The organism is Bacillus sp. V2I10, from assembly GCF_030817055.1.
In the GTDB taxonomy this organism is placed as follows: Bacteria; Bacillota; Bacilli; order Bacillales; family Bacillaceae; genus Bacillus_P.
The window spans coordinates 1246020-1268241 of record NZ_JAUSYV010000001.1 but is presented as its reverse complement, the minus strand read 5'-3'; the positions used below and the strand labels follow the sequence as shown (position 1 = coordinate 1268241).

Annotated in this window: 18 protein-coding genes and 1 pseudogene; 8 read left to right on the top strand and 11 right to left on the bottom strand. The window is 36.6% G+C overall.

Features of this window, described 5'->3' with window-relative positions; all coding sequences use genetic code 11:
* Window positions 1-29: 29 nt before the first annotated feature.
* Window positions 30-452, bottom strand: coding sequence for an SRPBCC family protein (locus QFZ72_RS06425; protein ID WP_307430930.1), 423 nt, complete (start codon window positions 450-452; stop codon window positions 30-32).
* A 599-nt stretch (window positions 453-1051) separates the two neighbouring features.
* Here QFZ72_RS06425 and QFZ72_RS06420 point away from each other — a divergent pair.
* Window positions 1052-2368 (top strand): alkaline phosphatase, encoded by a 1317-nt coding sequence (locus QFZ72_RS06420; RefSeq protein WP_307430927.1) that lies wholly within the window; start codon window positions 1052-1054, stop codon window positions 2366-2368.
* A gap of 142 nt (window positions 2369-2510) precedes the next feature.
* Here the strand turns inward: QFZ72_RS06420 and QFZ72_RS06415 are convergent, their stop codons facing one another.
* Window positions 2511-3215, bottom strand: coding sequence for an SAM-dependent methyltransferase (locus QFZ72_RS06415; RefSeq protein WP_307430924.1), 705 nt, complete (start codon window positions 3213-3215; stop codon window positions 2511-2513).
* A gap of 199 nt (window positions 3216-3414) precedes the next feature.
* On the opposite strand from QFZ72_RS06415, the gene QFZ72_RS06410 reads away from it, so the two are divergent.
* Window positions 3415-4131 carry a vanadium-dependent haloperoxidase gene (locus tag QFZ72_RS06410; RefSeq protein WP_307430922.1) on the top strand — a complete coding sequence of 239 codons (717 nt, stop codon included), beginning with the start codon at window positions 3415-3417 and terminating at the stop codon, window positions 4129-4131.
* Between the two features lie 214 nt (window positions 4132-4345).
* Here the strand turns inward: QFZ72_RS06410 and QFZ72_RS06405 are convergent, their stop codons facing one another.
* From QFZ72_RS06405 to QFZ72_RS06395, 3 genes are read right to left on the bottom strand one after another with little or no spacing between them, the layout of a single operon-like run.
* Entirely contained in the window at window positions 4346-5449 is a 1104-nt protein-coding gene (locus QFZ72_RS06405; RefSeq protein WP_307430919.1) for a GerAB/ArcD/ProY family transporter, read from the bottom strand.
* Window positions 5450-5471: 22 nt separating this feature from the next.
* Window positions 5472-6683, bottom strand: a complete 1212-nt coding sequence (locus QFZ72_RS06400; RefSeq protein ID WP_307430917.1) for a Ger(x)C family spore germination protein — start codon at window positions 6681-6683, stop codon at window positions 5472-5474.
* Entirely contained in the window at window positions 6680-8311 is a 1632-nt protein-coding gene (locus QFZ72_RS06395) for a spore germination protein (protein ID WP_307430914.1), read from the bottom strand. The genes QFZ72_RS06400 and QFZ72_RS06395 overlap by 4 nt, the downstream gene beginning before the upstream one ends.
* A 139-nt stretch (window positions 8312-8450) precedes the next feature.
* On the opposite strand from QFZ72_RS06395, the gene QFZ72_RS06390 reads away from it, so the two are divergent.
* Window positions 8451-8702 (top strand): YczF family membrane protein, encoded by a 252-nt coding sequence (locus QFZ72_RS06390; RefSeq protein WP_307430911.1) that lies wholly within the window; start codon window positions 8451-8453, stop codon window positions 8700-8702.
* 416 nt (window positions 8703-9118) lie between these two features.
* On the opposite strand, the pseudogene QFZ72_RS06385 reads toward QFZ72_RS06390, so the two are convergent.
* From QFZ72_RS06385 to QFZ72_RS06370, 4 genes and pseudogenes are all read right to left on the bottom strand, one after another.
* Window positions 9119-10499 (bottom strand): annotated as a pseudogene (locus tag QFZ72_RS06385) (amino acid permease).
* Between the two features lie 517 nt (window positions 10500-11016).
* The gene (locus QFZ72_RS06380; RefSeq protein ID WP_307430908.1) at window positions 11017-12633 is read right to left on the bottom strand and encodes an alkaline phosphatase D family protein; all 1617 of its coding nucleotides are present in this window, start codon (window positions 12631-12633) and stop codon (window positions 11017-11019) included.
* A 358-nt stretch (window positions 12634-12991) separates the two neighbouring features.
* Window positions 12992-13891 carry a phosphatidylinositol-specific phospholipase C/glycerophosphodiester phosphodiesterase family protein gene (locus tag QFZ72_RS06375; RefSeq protein ID WP_307430905.1) on the bottom strand — a complete coding sequence of 300 codons (900 nt, stop codon included), beginning with the start codon at window positions 13889-13891 and terminating at the stop codon, window positions 12992-12994.
* 144 nt (window positions 13892-14035) lie between these two features.
* Entirely contained in the window at window positions 14036-15607 is a 1572-nt protein-coding gene (locus QFZ72_RS06370; RefSeq protein WP_307430904.1) for a CehA/McbA family metallohydrolase domain-containing protein, read from the bottom strand.
* A 273-nt stretch (window positions 15608-15880) separates the two neighbouring features.
* Here QFZ72_RS06370 and QFZ72_RS06365 point away from each other — a divergent pair, with 273 nt between their 5' ends.
* Window positions 15881-16042, top strand: a complete 162-nt coding sequence (locus tag QFZ72_RS06365; RefSeq protein WP_307430901.1) for a hypothetical protein — start codon at window positions 15881-15883, stop codon at window positions 16040-16042.
* A gap of 83 nt (window positions 16043-16125) precedes the next feature.
* Window positions 16126-16305 carry a small acid-soluble spore protein H gene (locus QFZ72_RS06360; protein ID WP_252202143.1) on the top strand — a complete coding sequence of 60 codons (180 nt, stop codon included), beginning with the start codon at window positions 16126-16128 and terminating at the stop codon, window positions 16303-16305.
* 200 nt (window positions 16306-16505) lie between these two features.
* On the opposite strand, the gene QFZ72_RS06355 is transcribed toward QFZ72_RS06360, so the two are convergent.
* On the bottom strand, window positions 16506-17741 hold the full coding sequence (locus QFZ72_RS06355; RefSeq protein WP_307430897.1) for an MFS transporter: 1236 nt from the start codon (window positions 17739-17741) through the stop codon (window positions 16506-16508).
* Window positions 17742-17975: 234 nt separating this feature from the next.
* Here QFZ72_RS06355 and QFZ72_RS06350 point away from each other — a divergent pair, with 234 nt between their 5' ends.
* Window positions 17976-18860, top strand: coding sequence for a LysR family transcriptional regulator (locus tag QFZ72_RS06350; protein WP_307430895.1), 885 nt, complete (start codon window positions 17976-17978; stop codon window positions 18858-18860).
* A gap of 265 nt (window positions 18861-19125) precedes the next feature.
* Entirely contained in the window at window positions 19126-19944 is an 819-nt protein-coding gene (locus QFZ72_RS06345) for an STAS domain-containing protein (RefSeq protein WP_307430893.1), read from the top strand.
* A gap of 222 nt (window positions 19945-20166) precedes the next feature.
* On the opposite strand, the gene QFZ72_RS06340 is transcribed toward QFZ72_RS06345, so the two are convergent.
* Window positions 20167-20781 carry an undecaprenyl-diphosphatase gene (locus tag QFZ72_RS06340; protein WP_307430890.1) on the bottom strand — a complete coding sequence of 205 codons (615 nt, stop codon included), beginning with the start codon at window positions 20779-20781 and terminating at the stop codon, window positions 20167-20169.
* Between the two features lie 603 nt (window positions 20782-21384).
* Between QFZ72_RS06340 and QFZ72_RS06335 the strand changes: the two genes are divergently transcribed.
* Entirely contained in the window at window positions 21385-22206 is an 822-nt protein-coding gene (locus tag QFZ72_RS06335) for an STAS domain-containing protein (RefSeq protein WP_307430888.1), read from the top strand.
* The last annotated feature ends 16 nt before the right edge of the window (window positions 22207-22222 follow it).

Here is a 22222-nt window from a genome sequence, read left to right as displayed (position 1 = left end):
ATTTCATCAGCAACCATTAAATCTTAATGTTACTTAACTAAAGCTGCTCTCAAATTAACACCATATTCCAAATATCCCTTTAAACATGTCAACATATAGACCCAACCCTCTTTATTATCTATCAATTCACTAATTACCTCACCATCATTTTCATTAAAACCTTCTTCGTTAACTTCAATAATTGTACTCGAGTTATCCAGCTCTTTTAGCGTAATTGTAACAATATGTCCCTCCCCCCACTGAAACACAATTTTCTTATTTATGTCGACTTCCATTACTTCTATATCCCCTTGAGCATTGTATTCATCATATCTCAGTGTAACCGTCTTGCCTTGTTCCCATCTTTCAGAACTTGATGAAAACCAAAACTTTCCAATTTTAAAAGGGTCTACGAATGCTTCAAATACTTCATTAGCAGGCTTTAATATTTTTAATTTCGTGTGGTTGTTCATACTTACATCAACTCTCTTTCGGTTTATATAAAAATATTCTTAATAAAGTATTAATCTGCCTATTCCGATTTATACAATTCTCGAGGGTGGCAGAATCAACTTATCGAGATGCTCAAGTACAAGCGGCAATGTCTGTTTACACTTGTTGGGTATGAGAGTATCAAGACAGCAGCTTATAGAAACATCTTTTTTTCAAAGTAAAGAACTATCACAATGTTTTCTATTACCCGTATAGGTTAATTTCGATTTTCTTTCCATAAAACCTTCTATAGTTTAACAATCTTGCCCTTTAATAAAACTTGGTTTAAATCCCTCTTTTACTAATCTGATAAGTAAAGGAAGAGCTGAAGATCAATTAAATTGATCTTCCTTTAATGAGACATCACTACAAAACCTTCAGGCTGCTTCTTTTTTTAAATAAATAGGGTATATTAGTTAACATTTACTAAAATTATAATATTTGTAAAGAATTCTTTATTATACTAATACAGCTGCTTAATAAAACCAATTTATTATTAAAGCTGTTGTTAAAAGTAGATTGGGTTGGGAAAATATCTGTCGGTAAGACAGAATCTTGTATAATTTAGGGGGGAAAAGGAATGGTCAAGAAAAGTTTTAAACAGAAGCTATTACCTTTAGCAGTTGTGTCTTCTATTGCGATTGGCGGTTTAGCTACTACTCTGTCAACACCAGCAGCAGAAGCAGAAAATAATCATAACAATGGAAAAGTAAAAAATGTCATCTTTATGGTTCCAGATGGATTTTCAGCTTCTTACGCAACAAACTATCGCTGGTTTAAAGGTGAAGAATCACTTATGGATTCTATGTTGGTAGGCATGCACCGTACATATTCAGTTAATTCAGAAGTCACTGATTCAGCTGCTGCAGGAACAGCAATGGCTACAGGTGTTAAAACAAACAATGGAATGATCAGTACATCACCAGATGGCAAAGAACTAAAAACAATTCTGGAAGCATCTGAAGAAGCTGGAAAAGCATCAGGTTTGGTTGCGACTTCAACGATTACGCATGCAACTCCGGCTGTCTTTGCTTCGCATGTTGCCTCACGTGCAAATGAAGCAGATATTGCACCACAATTGCTGGAAAATGAAGTAGAAGTTATTCTTGGCGGCGGAAAGAAATACTTTCCTGATTCTCTTTTAAATGAAGCAAAAGAAGAAGGATACAAATTCGTTGATGACAGCAAGGAATTAGCCAATGCAGAAAAAACTGACAAGCTTATCGGTCTATTTGCTGAAGAAGGAATGGCTCCTGAGTTAGACCGCAATGAGACGAAGCAGCCTAGCCTGGCAGAAATGACAGAAAAATCCTTAGACGTTCTTAAGAAGGATAAAGATGGTTTCTTCTTAATGGTGGAAGGAAGTCAGATTGATTGGGCAGGCCACGATCAGGATGCAGCTTGGGCAATGAAGGATTCAGAAGCATTTGAAGATGCATTAGCAGAAGTATTGGAATTTGCAAAAAAGGATAAAAACACGTTAGTAGTTGTAGCAGGAGATCATGATACGGGTGGTATGTCTGTTGGCGGTTACGATAAAGGTGATGCAAAACTTGAAGTGCTTCGCAATGTAACGGCAACGGGTGATTTCATGGTAAGTAAGTTGACTGCTGACCGCAGCAACGCAAAAGAAGTCGTAAAACAATATGCGAACATCGACCTTACAGATGCGGAAAATCAAAAAATCAAAGTTGCCAGCAAGCCTGATATCGCCATTAACGAAGTAATTTCTAAGCGTGCATTAGTTGGATGGTCGAGCACTAACCATACAGGGACAGATGTTCCTCTTTACGCATTCGGACCTGGCTCTAACTTATTTAGCGGTTTACACAATAACACAGATTTACCACAATTAATGGCAAAAGCAATGAAAGTTAACTTTACACCATCTAAATAATATTTATGAGTCAAAGATTGAGAAAAAGATATTTCAGCCATTAGTGTCTTTTCCTCCATATAAAATAATGAATTAATAAAATGATGATTATTTTTATACAGAAAGCCGATAAAAAGGACAACGTCGCGTTGCCCTTTTTATGTTATCCTTTTTTTATTATTAACATTGAGTTAGCATTTGCCTGAAATTCATATGGCACTTTAACTTCTTCGACTGTACATCCATTATCAGCGAGATAACTTATTAATTTATCTAAATGCACATATCGTTTTCCTTCCAAATCAACTAAAGGGAAAATGCGAAGTTCCTCTTGAGTAACCCTCAATAACTCATTTATCGTTGTTATATGAAATTGATAATCTAATCGGTCCGCATACATAAATAGAAAATGAGCGGAAAGAAGAATATCAAATTCTGCATCATTAAACGGTAAAGAAGGTAAAGTGACAGGAACGTATCGTTCACTCGATTTCCTCATATCCTTAGCACAATCTTTTAAGGCACTCAGACGATGTTTTCTAAGACCGGTTATATCTTCAAAATAATCCCAAATATAATTACTTTTTGCCTTATCCATAAGTTCCATAGCGTGTTCGATATCCTGAAGCCCTTTATTATACAGTTCTTCCTCTGAATGATAGTATGCAATATCAGCAGCTTTTACATCTAGACCTTGTTTGTTGCCAACAGCAGTAAAGGAACACGCTCCTGCTGGACAATCCAAAATTTTTTTCCCCTTCAGTGATTCAACCGAAAGAGAAAACATATCCAAATATTCTTCAAAGGTTCTCCCAATAAAAACAATTCTTTCTAAATCTAACTTTGTACTTTGCTCAACTCTACTCAACTAAACTCACCTCTTACAAAAAGAATTAAAATAATACTAGCACAATTTATTGGAAAACTTAACCTTTTTTTAGTATCATATTCAACTATTCTGCCCTTTAAAAATACCAATATAATAATCAGCCACAACATATATTGTTATATTTTATTGCTCTCACTCATAAAGAATAAGTAGAAAAAATATAAGGGGGCAGATTCAAGTGAGAACAAATTACAGAAGATGGTCTGAATATCCTTACCAAGGAGAGCAAACCCCGCCTAAAGCTTATTTTGCACCAGCGTATTTTCCAATGTTTTTTATTTTCAGGCAAAGCAACAATGAATTCCTGGATCCCTTTCAGCAGCGTATTAATTGGCAAATTAAAAATCCTATTGAGGTTGATTGGGGAACAGAATTACATATTGTAGAACAAACATTATCATTCATAAACCCTCAACAAATACGCATCGCACAATACTGGGGGACGGTCGAAGCAACTCAGAATATGACTCCTATGATTTTCAGTTTAGCAAAAAAATATAAACTAGGATCACCGCATATTGCCAGAGCACTCGGATATTTTCACGCTGCTGTTAATGATGCTTTTGTGATGTCTTGGTATTTTAAATATCTTTGGGATGTGGCACGTCCAAATCAATATGGCAGAAACCTATCTCCTGTGTTCACTACACCGCGTTTTCCCTCCTACCCTTCTGCACACGCCACTGTTGCAGGATGTGCAGAATCGGTATTAAGTTATTTCTTTCCACCAGAAGCATCAGGAATAAAAAACACAATGGAACAATGCGCTTTATCACGTTTGTACGCTGGCGTACATTTTAAAGTAGATAATGATGAAGGGTTGAGATTAGGCAGACAAATCGGCGGTATGGTTGTAAGTGTATTGAAGGCACAAAATCTCAATGATTTTCAATAGTATTGAACCCTGTAATTCAGGTTTTATTATTAAATGAAAATATTGCACCCGATGATGGGCAAGAATGCGCAACTGGATTATCACCCAGAAAAAAAGCAGCAAGTTAAACTTGCTGCTTTTTACTTAAAAATCGCGTTCCGCTGCTAGAACATCTTCTTGATCAGCAACAATATCAAATAAAGCTCATCAAGCTCCAAATCATGCGTACTAGATATTACCTGCCTTTTTTTCTTATTCTATTTTTTATAAATGCAATACCTAGAAGTATAATTGGTATAATCACCTGAAATGGAAGATGCAAATATATTGTAACTATCTGTAAACCTTCCTGCAGATGACCAGAAAAATTACTTGCCATCGTTATAGACAAAATCAAAATGACGAGACCAATTGGATAAACCATTCGAGAAGGTTCTTTGATGTTAAACAAGGTTGCAGTGCCTGTAACAGCTGCATAACAAAAGATGCTTATTTTGAAGAAGCCGCTAATAATAAGGGCAAGCATAAAATACACATCAAGCCGTTCCAAAAAATCTGCAACCTGAATCGTTTGTATTGTACTAAGAAGAGGAAATGCAGCAAGGGTAGTAAAATCCACGCCAAGAACACTAATGTTAAACGCCATGACAATTGCTAAGTTTATACCACTTAATCCTAAAGCAAGCAAACCGGTCATTCTCGCCTTTTTCGATTTATTTATATAAGGCATAATCATTGTAAATACGATGACTTCTCCAAAAGGGACATACAAGGTTTGAGTAATTGCGGCTTTTAAAACTGGGAAAATTCCATCTTCAAGTACGGGCTTTAAATTATTAATATCAATTAATCCTGAAATTACAACAAGGATGAAGCCTGTAATTGCGAGCAAGTACATTAATACAAACAACAATTCACCTGTTCTAGCTAATACTTCGATTCCTTTTCGAATGGTATAGACAACAGCCAGCGTCAATAATGCGTTTATAATGAACAACGGTGTATCTGGATAAGCAAACGTTACCAATAATTCTCCAAAGTCTCGCAATACCCTTGCAGCGAGATATGTAAAATATAAAATATAAAGATAGGAAAGGCTGCGCCCGAGTACTTTTCCAATAATTTTTTGAGTATATTCTGTTGGAAGCATATCAGGATAAAAACAGTAAAGACCATGATAGACTAAAAATAGGACAAAACCGCCCAGCATACCAAGCAGAACTGCAATCCAGGCATCCTGTTTTGTCTCGGTAGCAAGCGGAAACAGTAATGCACTTCCTAGTTCGAACAGTAAAATAAGGACAAACAGCTGATATGAGCTAATTTTCGCCTTCTCCACTGAATTGTCACTTCCCTTTTAATTATTTATCCATTTCAGATAAGTGGGGCTTTTTTATCATACCTGTTCTGCGAATAAAAGCATCAACTTTCACATCTACCTTTATTTCTGGAAAGTGAACATCGTTCCAATCATTTTTTAGCTTTTTCCATTCAACTGGATTGGAGCGATATACAGCATCACCAAACCCAAAAATATCCGTTTTGTCTTCCTTTGCTAGTTGTACTGCCTCTTTGATCTCTTTCATAATTTCTTTTTCTAATAATTCTTCGATTTTAAATAAAACGTTGGGATCATTAAGAGTGACAGGAACAGTAACCTCTCCAATATCCCCTTCTACCCGTACATGAATGGAAATATGAGGACGATTATTTTTCATGTCAGCAGAAATTTTGGTTTTTTGACGGATAACCTGATAGGCAATCGCATCTTTATCTTTCTCCCAACTGACATTTACATCGGTTGCTTTGATTTTATCAAGCACCCATAATATGCCTCTAGCAGGTTTCCCTTGATGCCAATTAACCAGCTTACCCTCTTTAAATATTGCAAGGCCTTCAGCTTGGAGGATTGCATCTAGAGCAGTTTGTTGAATATTCTCCATCTTTTTTCCTTGTTCTTTATTGCCCACTACTCGAAAACCGCTGATCACTGGTTCTTTTCCAGAAGATAGAAGGTTTTTAACAACCTCTTGAATGTTGACATTCAAATGTTCTCCCCAACGTCTTTCGGTGAATTTTAACGTTTTAATTACTTTATTTGCAGGAATTTTGTCCACGGCAGTTAATGTCTTTACAATATCTGAAGCATTCGAATCATGTGCGATCACAACTGTGGCTGTAGTTCGAAATTCAGGGTCCCGTACTAAAGCATCAAACATTTTATTGATACCTTCTTCTTTTGCCAATTCCTCGCTAATGATCAGCAGGTTTGTATGTGCGTAATATAGTCTGCGCGAAATCTTGGTTGATGCACGCCGGTTCATTTCCACTAAATTTTTACCTGTCGAGGTAAAGACAGAAACGGAAGGACCCTGTCCGCCTCCGCCACCTTGCGTGCCTCCTGTCACATTTCCTGGATTAATAATTTGAAAAGTTCCAACATACTCACCGTTATCATTTTTATCAATTCCCAGAGCTGAAATTAATGCCAGATCATTTAATTCCTTTTTACTCCAGCATCCAGAGAGAATAGGTATTATTATCAAGAGAAGAAATAATGCTTTTAGATTCATTCTGATCGTCCTTCTTTGAACTTAATATTTACCATTCCTCGGTTTTCAGGGGGGGCAGGCTTCTGGTCTTTCCCTCTCCGATTAATATTTTTATTGATTAATCTTGGTCTTTCTTTTAAAGACCACCATGGCAATCGAACAATTGTATCACCTGTATTCGTCGGAATAAAGGGTGCAAATGGTGCCATGTAGGGTACACCAAAAGATCGTAAACTGCATAGATGAACAATCATCATGATAAATGAAAGAATAATTCCATAAAAACCAAATGAAGCAGCACTCAGCATAAAGATAAAACGTATCAAACGAGCAGAAATGGCTATAGCATATGAAGGAGTAGCAAAACTTGCAATCGCAGTGATGGCTACAATAATCACCATGGCTGGCGATACTATACCGGCCTGTACAGCCGCCTGCCCAATTACAAGAGCTCCGACGATCGAGATTGCCGATCCAATTGCTTTTGGCATTCTTATACCAGCTTCCCGTAATATTTCAAATGTCACTTCCATAACGATTGCTTCAACAAGGGATGGGAAAGGTACGGCTTCACGCTGGGCTGCAACTGCGATTAAGAGCGGTGTGGGGATCATCTCTTGATGGAATGTTGTAGCAGCAACATAAACAGCAGGTGCTATCAGGGATATAAAGAAAATTAGGATTCGCAGGAAGCGCAGTGCAGTGGCGATATCAAATCGAACGTAATAATCTTCTGCTGACTGAAAAAACTGGATAAATAATGCTGGAGCTAACAGCACAAATGGGGTGCCATCTACAAATATGGCCACTCTTCCTTCCAGGAGATTTCCTGCTACCATATCTGGTCTTTCTGTATGATAGAGTGTTGGAAATGTTGTAAATGACTGATCTTCAATCATCTGTTCAATATAGCCAGATTCAAGAATGCTATCGAGATTAATTCTCTCTAGCCTTTTGCGAACTTCTTTAATAATTTCTTCTTTGGCAATACCATTGATATACATGATTACAACATCTGTGTTGGTAACGGTGCCAATTTTAATAGACTCTATCCATAAGTTTGGATTTTTAATAATTCTCCTTACCATGGCTGTATTCGTACCAATTGATTCAGTAAAACTCTCTCTAGAACCACGGACCGCCACCTGAGTCCCAGGCTCCAGTATTGAACGCCTTTCCCCTCCTTTTGTGCTTGCACTCAACCCTATATTTGTACCGTTTACCAGTATAATGGTTTCACCCGACATTAAGGATAACAACAGTTCATGCCAACCATTTATCTGTTTAACACTGCCTATAGAAACAATCTTATCTGCCATGCTGTCTAAGATTTCTTCATAACAATCCGTTCTTTCACTTAATTCAAAATTCTCCATTATTGATTCAATTAAAAAATCATTGATGGATTGGTTATCTACAATACCCTCAATATAAACAATTGCTGCTCTAATTTCAGGATCTTTATTGATTTTCAGCATTCGAATGATTACATCTGAGCTGTTTCCTGTTTTTTGATTTATAGCTGCAATATTTTCTGCCAGAGATATGCCTATGAGCTCTGAAGATTCATTAATTGAATGATCTTCACTATTTTTTTTATTCTTTTCATTTACATTTTTTGATTTAAGCTTTTTAAAAAATGAGGGCATAGTATAAAAAACCTTTCTTTTCTTTCTTTTCTTTCTTTATCTTTTTCATCGTATCTATTTGTTATGCAATATCTAGAAATTATTCGCTAAATGTATAACAGTATAAATTTTTAAAATAGGTAGTGGAGAGTGATATTTAATGAAGATGATTGCCATTCCAATAGTTATGATGATGATGTTAACGGGGATTTCATTTGGGATCGATATTCTTCAAGGATTTGAATTGAGAACATCTCTTTTTAATGCTGTGAATCCCTTTCTTGTGATGGAAACTCCCGAATTAGCTGTTTTCATTTTTTTTCTGTTTTGTTTTGTAATGGATGCCTTTCTCACTTTTTATAGAAAAAGAAAAAATGTAACTAAGAATGCCAAAAAGCAGCCACAATCCTAAAACTGCCTTATGCAGAGGGCATAAAAAAGGGAGCTGCTCCGCAACTCCCTAGACTTCATACAATTTTTTTATACCTAAGCACTCTAAAGTTTGCTAGGGTAAGCAGGATATTGCCACCCGTATTTTTCGGACAACTATTCTTCAGGCTTCCTTTAGGCAAAAAAAGTACCAAGTATACTATTGATATCTTTTTAACAACTTGTAAGTTCCTTTGTTAAAGCGCCCAATAATTGAACAGGCGAAAGCTGTAACAGTACTACTTTTTAAACATAGAAAATTCCCTGTCTTGAAACACGGGACAGGGAATCTTCCATCTTTATATAATTCAAAGTAAATCATCCACGATGTTTCCTGAGGGTACTCGTTTCACTTAGTGACCTCGGAACCACATTCAAGAAGCTTTTATCCGATGCTTCTTAATTTTCTGCTACCTTTCCCTGATTCGCTTGATTTGCCTTCGTGTTCCGCATCTTATAAATCGCAATCAGCAATATAAACCAAACAGGAGTTACGAATAAGGCAACGCGAGTATCTTCCGCAAGTGCGAGCACGACAAGGACGAACGCTAGGAATGCAAGGATCAAGTAATTTGAAAATGGATAAAGCGGCAATTTAAATTTGTTCGCTTTTGCCAGGTCTGGTCTTGTTTTACGGTATTTCAAATGACTGATGACAGTAATTCCCCAAATAAATATGAAACATACTGTAGAAATACTTGTAATCAGTGTGAATACGCCTTCTGGCATTATATAGTTCAAAACAACGGAAATTAGAATGACAACAGTTGAAAAGAACAATGCATTGGATGGTACTTTACGGGCATCAAGTTTTGCAAATGGTACAGGTGCATTTTTATCTTTGGCAAGTGAGTATACCATCCGGCTTGTACTGAAGATGGCGCTGTTACATGCCGACGCAGCCGATGTTAGGACAACAAAATTGACGATACCAGCTGCTGCTGCGATACCAACCGCCACGAATACTTGGACGAATGGGCTTTCCGTTGGGATGATTGCGTTCCACGGATAAACACTCATAATGACAATAAGTGCGCCAATGTAGAAAATGATAATTCGAATAGGAATATTATTGATTGCTTTTGGGATAACTCTTTCCGGATCTTCTGTTTCACCAGCTGTAAGTCCTACAAGTTCAATGCCAACAAACGCAAACACAACCATCTGGAATGAGAGGATAAAGCCATTTATGCCATTTGGGAACATGCCGTCGTGGCTCCATAGATTCGTGAAACTGGCTGCGCCTGAATCAGTGGAAAAGCCTTTAATAATCATGAAAATACCGATAACAATTAGTGCTAGAATCGCGATGACTTTAATTAATGCGAACCAGAATTCCATTTCACCAAAAAGTTTTACGGTTGCAAGGTTCATAAATAGCAAAATGACAAGCGCAATTAATCCTGGCATCCACTGTGGTACACCAGGAAACCAATACTGGGTATAGAGACCAACTGCTGTTAAGTCGGCCATTGCGATTGAAATCCAGCAAAACCAGTAGGTCCAGCCGGTCATAAATGCGTGCCATATTACCTAAATAGTCTCTTACAAAGTCAACAAAAGAATGATAGTTCAAATTGCTTAAGAGTAATTCTCCAAGTGCGCGCATGATTAAAAAACAAATAACGCCTGTAATCATATAAGCAAATAAAATCGATGGTCCTGCTAAATGAATTGATTTTCCTGCTCCAAGAAATAACCCCGTTCCTATTGCCCCTCCGATAGCAATTAGTTGTACGTGCCTGTTTTTAAGGCCTCTCGACAATTCTTGTTCCTGCATATAATTTCCCACTCTCTATTATTTCTAGTCTTTTTGCATGTTGCTGATTATAAATATTTTAATAATAAATTTAAAATCAGATAATTGTAAATTAATATTAAAATAAAAGTTTAACATATTATCAGTCAAATCGAACGCAAAAAAACATCAATTCCTTATTCTTGCTACAGATAAGCTCTTTGCAATTTCAACAGCTAGATCAATCAGATCAAAATAAGGTATAAAAAAAGAGTACCTTTTTAGGCACTCAATCATAACGTTGTTACAGCGGTTTTTCAAGCTCAGATCTGAAACGACAGGGAATCAAAATTGCTCTTTTACAAGCTGACAAAACAGTACTCTGTCCGAAATGGCCGACTTGATTTTGACTATATACGGACTCATAATACCCAAACTTAAAATCGTAATTGCAGTTTTGTAAAAGCTGAGATTTTTTTTAAAAAAATAAATATTATTAAAATAACTGAACTTTCTAAGTTTTTGATGCTAATAAATGATGAAAAGAATTTTTGAATGATTAAACCGGAAGCTCTTCTTCTGTCTTTACTTGCTGCAAGCTTGATTTCCCATCTTCCACAATGAATGAAGTGCGTGTTTCAATTGGTGCACCCGGTCTAGATACATATGGAACTACCAGATAATCTGTTTGCCATTTTTGCTGGGTTAGTTTGCACCGCACATAACCGCGTTGGTTACTAAAAAATTTAATATGTGGATTTTCTTGCAGTATTTGTTCAGTGTTGCTGTTTACATCGGAACCGTCTCCACCAGAGGTAATAGATGTTCCGACAAACTCAACAGCCACATTTTTTGAGTTTTCATCATCAAAGTTCGCTTTAACCTCATTTGCCCAGCTCGTGTGAACATCCCCGGTCAAGACAACGGTATTGGAAATGTTTTTCTCCTCTAAAAAGTCCAGAACACGTTGGCGTGCACCAGGATATCCATCCCAAGCATCCATACTGTAGGACTCCTTCTCTGGACCAATCGCGCCATCACGTCTGGCAAAGAAGACTTGTTGTGCAAGAACCTTCCATTTTGCCTGTGATGAAGCAAGCCCATCAAATAACCAACGCTCCTGTTTTTCACCTAGAAGGGTACGGGATGGATCCTGCGACTCAGGTGTTGGACTGTCCCATCCGTCGCCATTAGCCTGATCATCTCTATATTGACGTGTATCAAGCAGACTAATATCTACTAAATTCCCAAAGGAGAGTCGGCGGTATATTTCCATACTGCTTCCATTTGGGAAGGATGCACGTCGAAGAGGCATGTGTTCATAATAAGCTTGGAAGGCGATAGCCCTCCTTTTTAAGAAATCTTCCTCGGATTGCTTTGCAGGATCTTGGGGAACATCTCCAGCCCAGTTATTATCCACTTCATGGTCATCAAGTGTTACAAGCCACGGAAAATTAGCATGGGCGGCCTGTAAATCAGTGTCTAATTTATATAAGGCATAACGGTTGCGATAATCGTCAATCGTATAGATTTCTGGAAAATCTTTTTCGATAGGCCGAACACCGTTTGAGTTATGAGTACCTTCATAAATATAGTCCCCTAAATGGATGACCAAATCCAGATCATCCTTGGCCATATGCTGATAAGCTGTGTAATAGCCAGTTGGCCAATTTTGGCAGGAAGCAAACGCGAAATTTAACTTTTCTACCTGACTATGTAAAGCAGGAGCAGTCTTAGTTCGACCTACTGGACTGATCTCAGAACCGGCCTTAAAACGGTAATAATACCAACTTGAAGCATCCAAGCCATTGACTTCGACATGGACGGAATGTCCCAGTTGAGGCTTTGAAACCTCTGTTCCTCTTTTTACGACTTTCTTAAATTCTGGATCTAGAGAAATTTCCCATTGTACAGGGAAAGGATGGGGTGACATGCCTCCTCCATTAAGTGGGTCTGGGGCAAGTCTTGTCCATAAAACAACACTATCTTGCAATGGGTCACCCGAAGCAATTCCTAGCGTAAAAGGATATGATAAGCCCTTAGACTGTGCAGAGACGAAATTCATCGGTAGTGTGTTGACAATCGTAGCGCCAAGTACAATCCCCACTCCTTTTCCAGTTTTCTTTAAAAAATTTCTGCGATTGAACTTTTTCGAATTATGGTTAGAATCTTTCACTTTTAGTCCTCCTTTTATACTCATTGACTATTTTATACAAGAACTATTTAGAAGTTATGACCTCATTGTGAAAGATTTGTAAATAGTAGAAATAGTAGATTAATAGTATTTTATTAGAAACAAGAAAAGAGCCCTTGTCAGGGCTTTGTATCATTTAAGGAGCAGTATCAGATATAAAGTGTAAGTTTTTACGCAAAATCCTTTTTATGTATTTTATAACTTTGTACAGGTTCAATGATTTCACGAATCTTTAGAAACGAATACGTACCGCTCCCATTCAATTGTGCTTTTTCCCATCACACTTTGAATAAACGAGCCTGACTATAAGTCAAGCTCGCCTTTTACGAATTTCAATGAACTACCAGTTTATATGTTTTTTCGTTTGTTGGGGGTCATTTTCGTTCAAGTACTTTTGCAGTTCTGGCAGATCGTCTGTATTAATTAGATCCACGCTAGCTTTTAAGAGCTCATCCCATATGGCTTTACGGTTTGGGAGCGGCAAATCTGGTGTTGCCCAAAAACGGACGATCTGCCCGTTTTTATGTGCCGCTGTAACGATGTGATTAAGCTTTTCACGCTCATGCTGCGGCATCTCACCGTATCCCTGCCAAGTGAAGTGCTTTGTCCAATTGTCGCTGATAACTGGCATAAACTTGTTGGAAACATCAGAACCGAGGTCGCTCATCCGGCCATCGTACGAAGCAAAGCGCACGCGCTGGTTTTCCATAAGTTCACGCGGGCGGTTGCCAGAAATTATTACGGTAACGTCGTTCGGCTTAACTCCGTTATCCGTAAACTTTGTCAGCATTTTATTGTACTTTTTCAGCTGTTCATGGATGGCGACATATGTCGCTTCATCTTCAGATTTGATATCAATCCATAGAAGAAAATCCTGGTCATATCCTTTGTAAATTGTCCCTTTATTATTTTTGATTCGTTCACTCAATGGTTTTAGGTATAGAGATTCAAGCGTACGTTCGGGTTTTATATCAATTTGATCATGAGCTACGAGCAGCTCACCATCTTCGAGCCACACATCGGCTTCTACAGAGGTAAATCCATGGTCAAGGGCATCAAATAGTGGTCGTTCATGCTCATAATCGTTATGGGCGTGCGCTTTTGCCAGCGGCACTACGGTCGATTTTCCAAAGGCAGGTTTTGCATAATCAACTTCTCTTTCTTTTGCTCCTGCAGGAACAGCTGGAAGAATCACTCCAATCAAAAACATAGCGATTAACAATACGGTAATCTTTCTCACAATAAATCCGCTCCTTTTTTATTTAGTAGAGATATTGATAGATCACAAAAATCGGAAACTCATTTATAATCATTTAATGAATGATAAAAATTTAAATAAATACAGAGGAGCCGCAGACACCAAAACTTTTCAGCGTCCTGATTGCTACTTCTTATACACACTTACGAATACAGGATTAGAATAGAACCACAGGTCTTGATAATTTCGCTTGTTGATTTCAGCAAAACGAGTTTCGTTATCCTCAATTTCAGTCTTTTGATCAATCAGCGGTTCACCGTTTCTCGTTTCTCCCGGTACATTCAATCCAAGGTTAGTTCCTCTTAGACGGAAGTATTGATTCTTGTTTGCCTTTACTTTATATGTGATAACATTGTAGCCATTACGATCTGTTTTCCAGTCTTTACTTGTGAAACGTTTAATGACTTTAGTCGAATCGTTAGTGTCCTTGTTATAAGCAGGTGTGCCGGGTACTGCTTTCCCCGATACCTCACCAGAAATCAGATCCACGTGATCAACTTGAACCGAATCACCATTGTTATTCTTTTTTGGACTCTTAAATCTCATCGTAACTTTGACCATTTGTCCTTCTTTCACTTTAAGCTCTTCACCCATTTCTGCCTTGCTGCCCATGCCTTCAACTTGAAAATCAAGCTCATTAATCAAGTCTCCAAACACAGAGAATGATTTTCCTGAACGCATGCCTTCAAGGACTGACTGCGCAGTCGATCCGTTTATCCATGTATAATTTTTCGAGTACTGACCAGGCCAATATCCGCTAGAATAAAGACGGTTGTCGCTGATTTCAAAATGAGAGTCCGAATTGGAAAAATTCCAAAATCTTCGTCCTTCTCCAAGGAGTGCATCCCATGAGCCGCCTACCTTAGCAAGCATGTAATCTGAACCGCCGTAAGTACGGTTTTCTGGAGTAGTCAAATTTAAGCCGCCCCTATCAGGTTCCATTTGATTGCCGGGCATGCCTTCAAATCCAAAAACTACATGTGGAGCTATATTATTAAAGTCTCGAAAATCTGCAATCGTGTATACTCTTTTTCTTGAAGGGTGGTTCAAAATCGCATAACTTGTCTCTTTATAATTTTTTTCAAGCCATGCCAGCGCTGTTCGAGCATCTTGTGACGTATTGTAGGCTCTTTCATCCTGAGCTTTCCAAGCAGCTACATCTTCAGGCTCAAACATCTTTTCATCACGGTTCGTAAACAAATACTCGAATTGACTTCCGGCTTTTAAACTTTTCGCCGATCCGGCTTGCTCCCCTATAATGCCAATGCCGACATGCTCATATGTAGGCATGTCCCATTCGAATCCAGAAAAGATAATTTTATTGCGGTACTTCCCTTCACTTAAAAGCTGATTTATTTTCGGTGCTTGATATTGAATGATACCTTGAGACAGTGGGATTGGACCGCCTGGAATCACATTTCCATCAGCATCTCGCGAAGACATTCTCAAGTGATCAGAAACAGCCATCCAATCCATATCATATTTGTCAAACGCATTGTCTAACAGCAGTTCAAGCGTCTGAGAGGACTGAGCATCATCTGATTGAGAGGTATGGGCATGATACTCTCCCTTCAACCATCTTCCTCCGGTATTCTCCTTGAAATTCCTTCCAGTTTCTTGTGCAGTTGCCGGTATTCCCTGAGCAAGGACGGTAAGACCCAGAACCACAATGGTAATTAATTTGAATGCTTTTAACATATAAACCTCCGAAGTGTTGAATTATTATATACAAACCTATTTTATGAAAATATTATTAAGCAAATATAGATAGATTGTATCGTTTAAGTAAAAAGAGAAAGCACTTATAAACAATTTACCTGCTTTCTCAAATCATCAGCATATGATGAAAAAATTCCGACAGGTACCAGACTATTTTAGATAATTATAAGTTTGCTTAGGTTAAGCGGTTACAGTGAACTGAAAAATTTTATTTTGAAAAACCAATGCGATTGTATAATAGGAGAAACACAAATGGATTATCCAATTGAAACGGCAGATTTTTTGATAAGGTTTGAACTCTTAAAAGTCTTATTGAAGAGATGTTGGCGAAATATTAAGAGAAGATTTGAGATCATGGGGGATGCAGCAGGCTTACATATCATTGTTCAATTACCAGAAAGATTAACTACTTGAAAGCAGTTTTAATTACAACAAGTATATCTAAGTAATTTGGAACAAATATTATAACTATTCAAAAGCAAAAGGAGGTAACCACAATGAATGCACAACGAGCACAAGAAATTTCTTCTTCGCCAATTATGGCAAATGTAACCTATAATGGAGAAAGTATTTACATTGAGCACGTGGATGAACAAAATGGAAAAGCTACAATCCATTCACTAAAAGAACCAAATAATAAACAAAGTGTTTCTGTAACAAGCTTGACTGAACATTAATTTATGAAGTATTTCCCCATGATAAACCTCCACCTGCGGGTGGTGGTTTATCTAGTTCAATTCAAAAAAAAAAATTTTTATTAAGATTAATTCGCAGGATTTTTCTGAATGTTACTCCCCTTTGTTCTTTAATTTATTATGAAGCATTCCCCCCTTAACTCAATAAAAAAAGGGATTGCCGCAGCATTCCCTCTCTAAGCCTAATATTTTGTCCCTAACCTCTTTAAAGAAATGAACGGTTTTGCAATCGAAGTGAGTTTTGATAATTTTATAAGACATACAGTAAGTATAAGAGTTAGAAGTAAAAAAACTACAACCATGAAAATAAGCCCTGCCCATCCAAATGAAGTCCAAAAAATCCCTCCTAGAGAACCACCAATACTTGAGCCGGCGTAATATAAAAAAAGATATAATGAAGATGCTTGTGCCTTGTTATTTAATGCACGCTGCCCTACCCAGCTACTAGCAATTGAATGCCCTCCAAAGAAACCAAAAATAAACAAACCAAGTCCCAATATTTTTATTAGTAATGATGGGAATAAAGTTAATAACACCCCTAGAATTGAAATTAATAGATTAATAAATAGGACCTTGGATCTTCCGTGTTTATCAATTAGTCTTCCAATAAAGGAAGAGCTAAACATGCCAATGAGGTAAATCAAAAAGAACCAGCTTATGAAAGATTGGCTAAATGAATAAGGCTCATCCATTAATAGATAACCAATATAGTTAAACAAAGCCACGTTACTTCCTAACAGAAAAAATCCCATTAAAAATAAACAAACTAGTCCAGGATCTTTTAAATGCTTAATTAATGACATCCCTAAGCCTCTAATTTCTAATTTGCACGGCTTAAAATTTCTTGAAGGAGACAGGCTAACACCAAAAATTAGGGTGGCAATTAAGCTTATTGCTCCGACCCCTACTAGTGCGAAATGCCAATCATAATAATCAGTAAGAATGCCTGTAAAAATCCTGCCAAATACAGCCCCTAAAGCATTGCCGCTTATAAATAATCCCATCGCTTTCCCTAGACTCTTAGGATCTACTTCTTCTCCAAGATAGGCCATTGCTATTGATGGCAGACCTGCAAGTGAAATACCTACCATTGTTCGGAGAATTAGCAAAATATGAAAGTTTGGACTAAATGCAGTCAGCAGACACAAGACAGAGGCAATAAACATAGAAATTACCATAATAGGTTTACGTCCCCAAGCCTCAGATAATGATCCAAAAAAAAGCATGCTTACTGCTAATGCTATCGTTGATACTGATAGTGACAAGCTTGCACTAGTTGGAGAAACGCCAAAATCTCTCGTGAATTCTGGCATTAAAGGCTGCATGCAATAAAGAATAGAAAATGTATTGAATCCTGCAGCAAAAAAAGCAAAGTTTGTTTTCCGGAAGGCTTGCGTACCTTGTTGGATGTAAGTCATAAATTAATCAATCCAATAATATAAAAACATTCCTCTTGCAGCATAATGAACAATCGCTTCCTTCTTAAAGATGTTACCTCTTTATAAATTATAATATCTCCTTCAAAAGTCCTTGCAAGTAACTTCTGAATTTATAGTAACACCTAATATTTATAATGTATAATGCATTATAATGATGATTTTAATGCGAAAATGTAATTGATTATTATTGTTTAGGATATAGGAGGTTATTAAATGGATTTGCAGCAGTTTGAATACTTCCAAACCCTTGCCAAAACGCAGCACGTTACCCGTTCGGCAGAAGCACTCTCAATTTCTCAGTCTGCTCTTAGTCGTTCTATTGCCAGATTAGAGGATGATATAGGTGTACCATTATTTGATCGTCAAGGGCGATCTATTCGACTAAATCAATATGGACAGATTTTTTTAAAGCGAGTAGAAAATATTATGAAAGAGTTCTATGAAGGAAAACAAGAAATACAAGATTTACTTGAACCAGAGTCAGGAACTATATCACTAGGGTTTCTGCATACCCTGAGCACAAATCTCATACCAGATTTAATCTCCTGCTTTCGTATTTACTATCCCAAAATTAAATTTCAACTTGGGCAAGGTCCTTCACATGTTCTTCTTGAGCAGTTGAAATCTGGAGAAATGGATCTTTGTCTAATTGCACCTAACGAAGTCATCCATCCGATTCAATGGGAAAAACTTTGGAGTGAGGAGCTTTTTGTTACAGTCCCTAAAAATCATAAATTCGCTGATCGTAAAAGCATTAGGTTAGAACAATTAGCAAATGAACCATTTATTCATTTAAAAAAGGGTTATTCCCTCCGTATAACCGTGGAGCAGTTGTTTCAAGAAGCAGGGATAACACCAAATATAACATTTGAAGGAGAAGAAGCAGACACTGTGGCAGGGCTTGTCGCCGCAGAACTAGGGATATCGATTTTACCGGATTTAAAAGGAATGGATAAAAGCAGATTATTACAAATATCTGTTAGTTGGCCCAAGAGCCAAAGGACAATTGGTATTGCTTGGGTTGAGGGCAGGTATATATCACCAGCAACTCAACAGTTTAAACACTTCGTTTTGGAGAAATTCAATCACATGAAATAATTGTGAAGAAAAGATGTCGATATAAATCAGCAACCATCTGCATGCAGATTTTCAGGTCCCCATTACATAGACAGCACTGATAAATTCCTTCGATGCATTTTAACTTGTATTTTTGAAATAGGCTCTGGTCAAATTGATATTTTTCCTTGCATAATCTGTGGTGCATGCTTGTGCTGCTTGGATTGCTAGCGGGGCAGATTGATTGAGTAAGAGTTTTTTTAGGTTATAATAACTAAATTAGTATAAAAATAGGGAGTGAATAACAATGAGCTTGTTTTTTATTTTTTCTAAATACATTAACGAAAATGTGGAGTCCTTAGCTATTGAAGTGGTTGAAAGTGTTCTTCATAGAATGAAATTAGACATCCCTGAATGGGAGAAAGAACAAGCAATTGCGATATATGTTGATCTTTTAAGGTTTTTCGGGGAATCACTTATTAACGAAGGTAAAGATTTAGTTCCCGATACCTTTATCGATTGGAGTAAAAGGAATGCGGCAATGCAAGTATCTTCAAGAGGGAAAATTTCAGAAATAGCGGTTCGTTATTCGCCAACCAGGGAAGTCTTTACAGAAATACTAACGAAAATCAGTATAGATCTAGGGCTGTCTATAAAGGAAAATGCGCTTATTATAAAACGGATAAACACAATGTTAGATATCAGCTTAAATGAAACTGTTTTCGCTTTCGAACGCCTTCTAGATGAAGCCAGGGAAGAAACGAAAAAGGAGCTGGCAGCATTATCAGCCCCTATTATACCTGTTAAAGACGGTGTCGTGATCCTTCCCTTGATTGGCTATATTGATAGCTACAGGGCAAATTATATTATGGAATATGTTGTTCCGAAAATGGCTGACATGGATATAAATCACGTCATTGCAGACTTTTCAGGTATTTTAACAATTAATATAGACATTGCAGAACATATCCATCAAATAGGGAACATGCTTCAATTAATGGGGATACATGTAATTACTACAGGCTTGCGTCCTGAACTAGCACAATTAGTGATCAATAGCCGTATTAATATCTCTGCTATCGAGACTTTTGCTAATGTTAAGAAAGCATTAGAAAGTATTAAATAATCTTATGGATAACTTTGTAAAAAACACTGTATATGTTCCCTGAGCTCCCTTCGAACGGTAAAAATTCCATCATCTGTGGTACTGCTATGTACAGCATGAGGACCAAGATTTTTGGTCCTTTTTCTATGCTTAATTATCAACATAATTGTTTAACAGAGCCTTGAAATAAAAGTTTATTAACAGCCCCCGTTTGTTGAATAACATTTGATTTACATTTTATCATTAGTAGTTTTTGGTTTTGTTTCCTTTTGACTTTTTTAATGGTTGAAAAAGAATGTCCTCGTATTTTTCATAAATCATTAAAATATTTCTTGCAACACTTAATTTAGGTACTGTGAAATATATGAAGGCTGCAGCTGCAAAGCTTATTAGTATTCCTGTTAAAACATCAAAAGGATAATGAACACCGACCCAAATACGGGAGATGCCAACAAGAATAGCTAACATTATCCATAAGACCGACCATCCTCTTCTGAAAAGCCAAAAAGAAAGACAATATGAGAAGAATAAGATTGTATGGTCACTGGGAAAGGACTTATCTTTTTCTTTCTCGATCAGCTTATTTACATCTGATAATTCTGCAAATGGCTGATAATTTTTATGAAATTCACCTGACATTTTACCCATTGTAAATGCACAAATAAATGAAATTGTTGCACAAAGAATCATTAATCTGCTGTTTTTGTCCCGTCTAAACCAGAAAATAAGAACACTTAGTGCAAGTAAAAAAACCATATATTCAGCAATAAAACTGAAAACAGGATTTAAATATGTATATTCTTTTCCCAAGTCATTAACCATTCTAAATAATGCAATATTAACTTCAGAAAAATCCAAACCCAATCACCTTCCTATCTCTTTTTACTACATCTTAAAAGAGAGCCAGATGATCTGCCATCGATTCGAATTACATTTTATGGTTTTATGTAACAATCTTGTAAGGTTAATGTTAGATGTTATATAAATGGGACAAAACAAAAAATTCTTTTCTATATGAAAGGAATTTCTTAGTTCACAGCGGCACTAAAATGTACTGCAATCGCTCACCAGTTTTAAATGATCACAAAAATCACCTAACCATTTGGGTAGTCGTTAAAAATTATATATTCAATAGTCTTTTCTAGAAGTTCAATATCCTTATATATCTCTCGTTTAATTCTCATATCATTGCATCGTTGGTAATCCCGGTGTAACCGTTGAAGTTCTTCAGTAAAAATACGGTATAATTAAAACTAATTTTTTTAATTAATGTTCCCCAACGTAAGAGTTAAATTTCCTATGAGTCTTAACGAAACTGTAAAGCCGTTAGTTGAATTAAAAGCAAATAATTATTAGCTTTTACCCTTTAATTGATGATTTTTTCAAATGGGTGTGGTTTAGTATTTTCAATTAAAGGGGATTTAAGTTTTGTAGGAATCTATCTAAAAAGGGGATTAAATAATGGAATTGTTTATTGATACAGTTAAATTCATGAAATACATCGATGAAAATAAACAGAATTTTGAAAATTCGTTATTAAGCCAAGCAGCTAATGTAAAAGAAAAAATTAAAGATATTCTGCAATTTGGAAATATTGATCTCATAAATAATGCCCATAAACTTGTTCATTACGTTGTTGATGGTAAAGAACAAGAACTTCAATCTTTTGCGAAACATGAAGGTATAGCGTGGGCGACACACGAAATTACATTATCATTCAAATTAGAGTGGGTTCAAGCCATTCGCAGAACCTTGTGGGAATTCATGCAAAAATATAACGAGTTATCGAATAACACTATAATCGATGATTTTTTTTCGTTGGAAAAACAAATAAATAGTCGATTAGACCAATTTTTAAATATTTTTTTTATTAATTATTCTAAATACAAGGATTCATTGATAAAGGCTCAAAGAGAATTGGTTGAAAATCTATCGGTGCCTATAATACCAATAACATCCACTATATGTATTTTGCCTCTGATTGGTTCGGTTGATATTTTACGAACGAATGTTATTGAGGAAAAAGTTTTAATGGAAGTTGGAAATTTACATATTCAAACATTGATTATTGACTTATCTGGAATTGCAGAGATGGAGAATGAAGTAATTGACCATTTATTGAAGATTATTGCTGGTACTTCAATGATGGGATGTCATACTGTGATTACAGGGTTAAGAGCTGAAGTTGTTAGAAAAATGATACGTTTAGGAATAACATTTGATAAAAACACCAAAACATTAGGAACTTTACAACAAGCATTAAATGACTACTTGAAAAGTTAAATGGAATTTTTATATA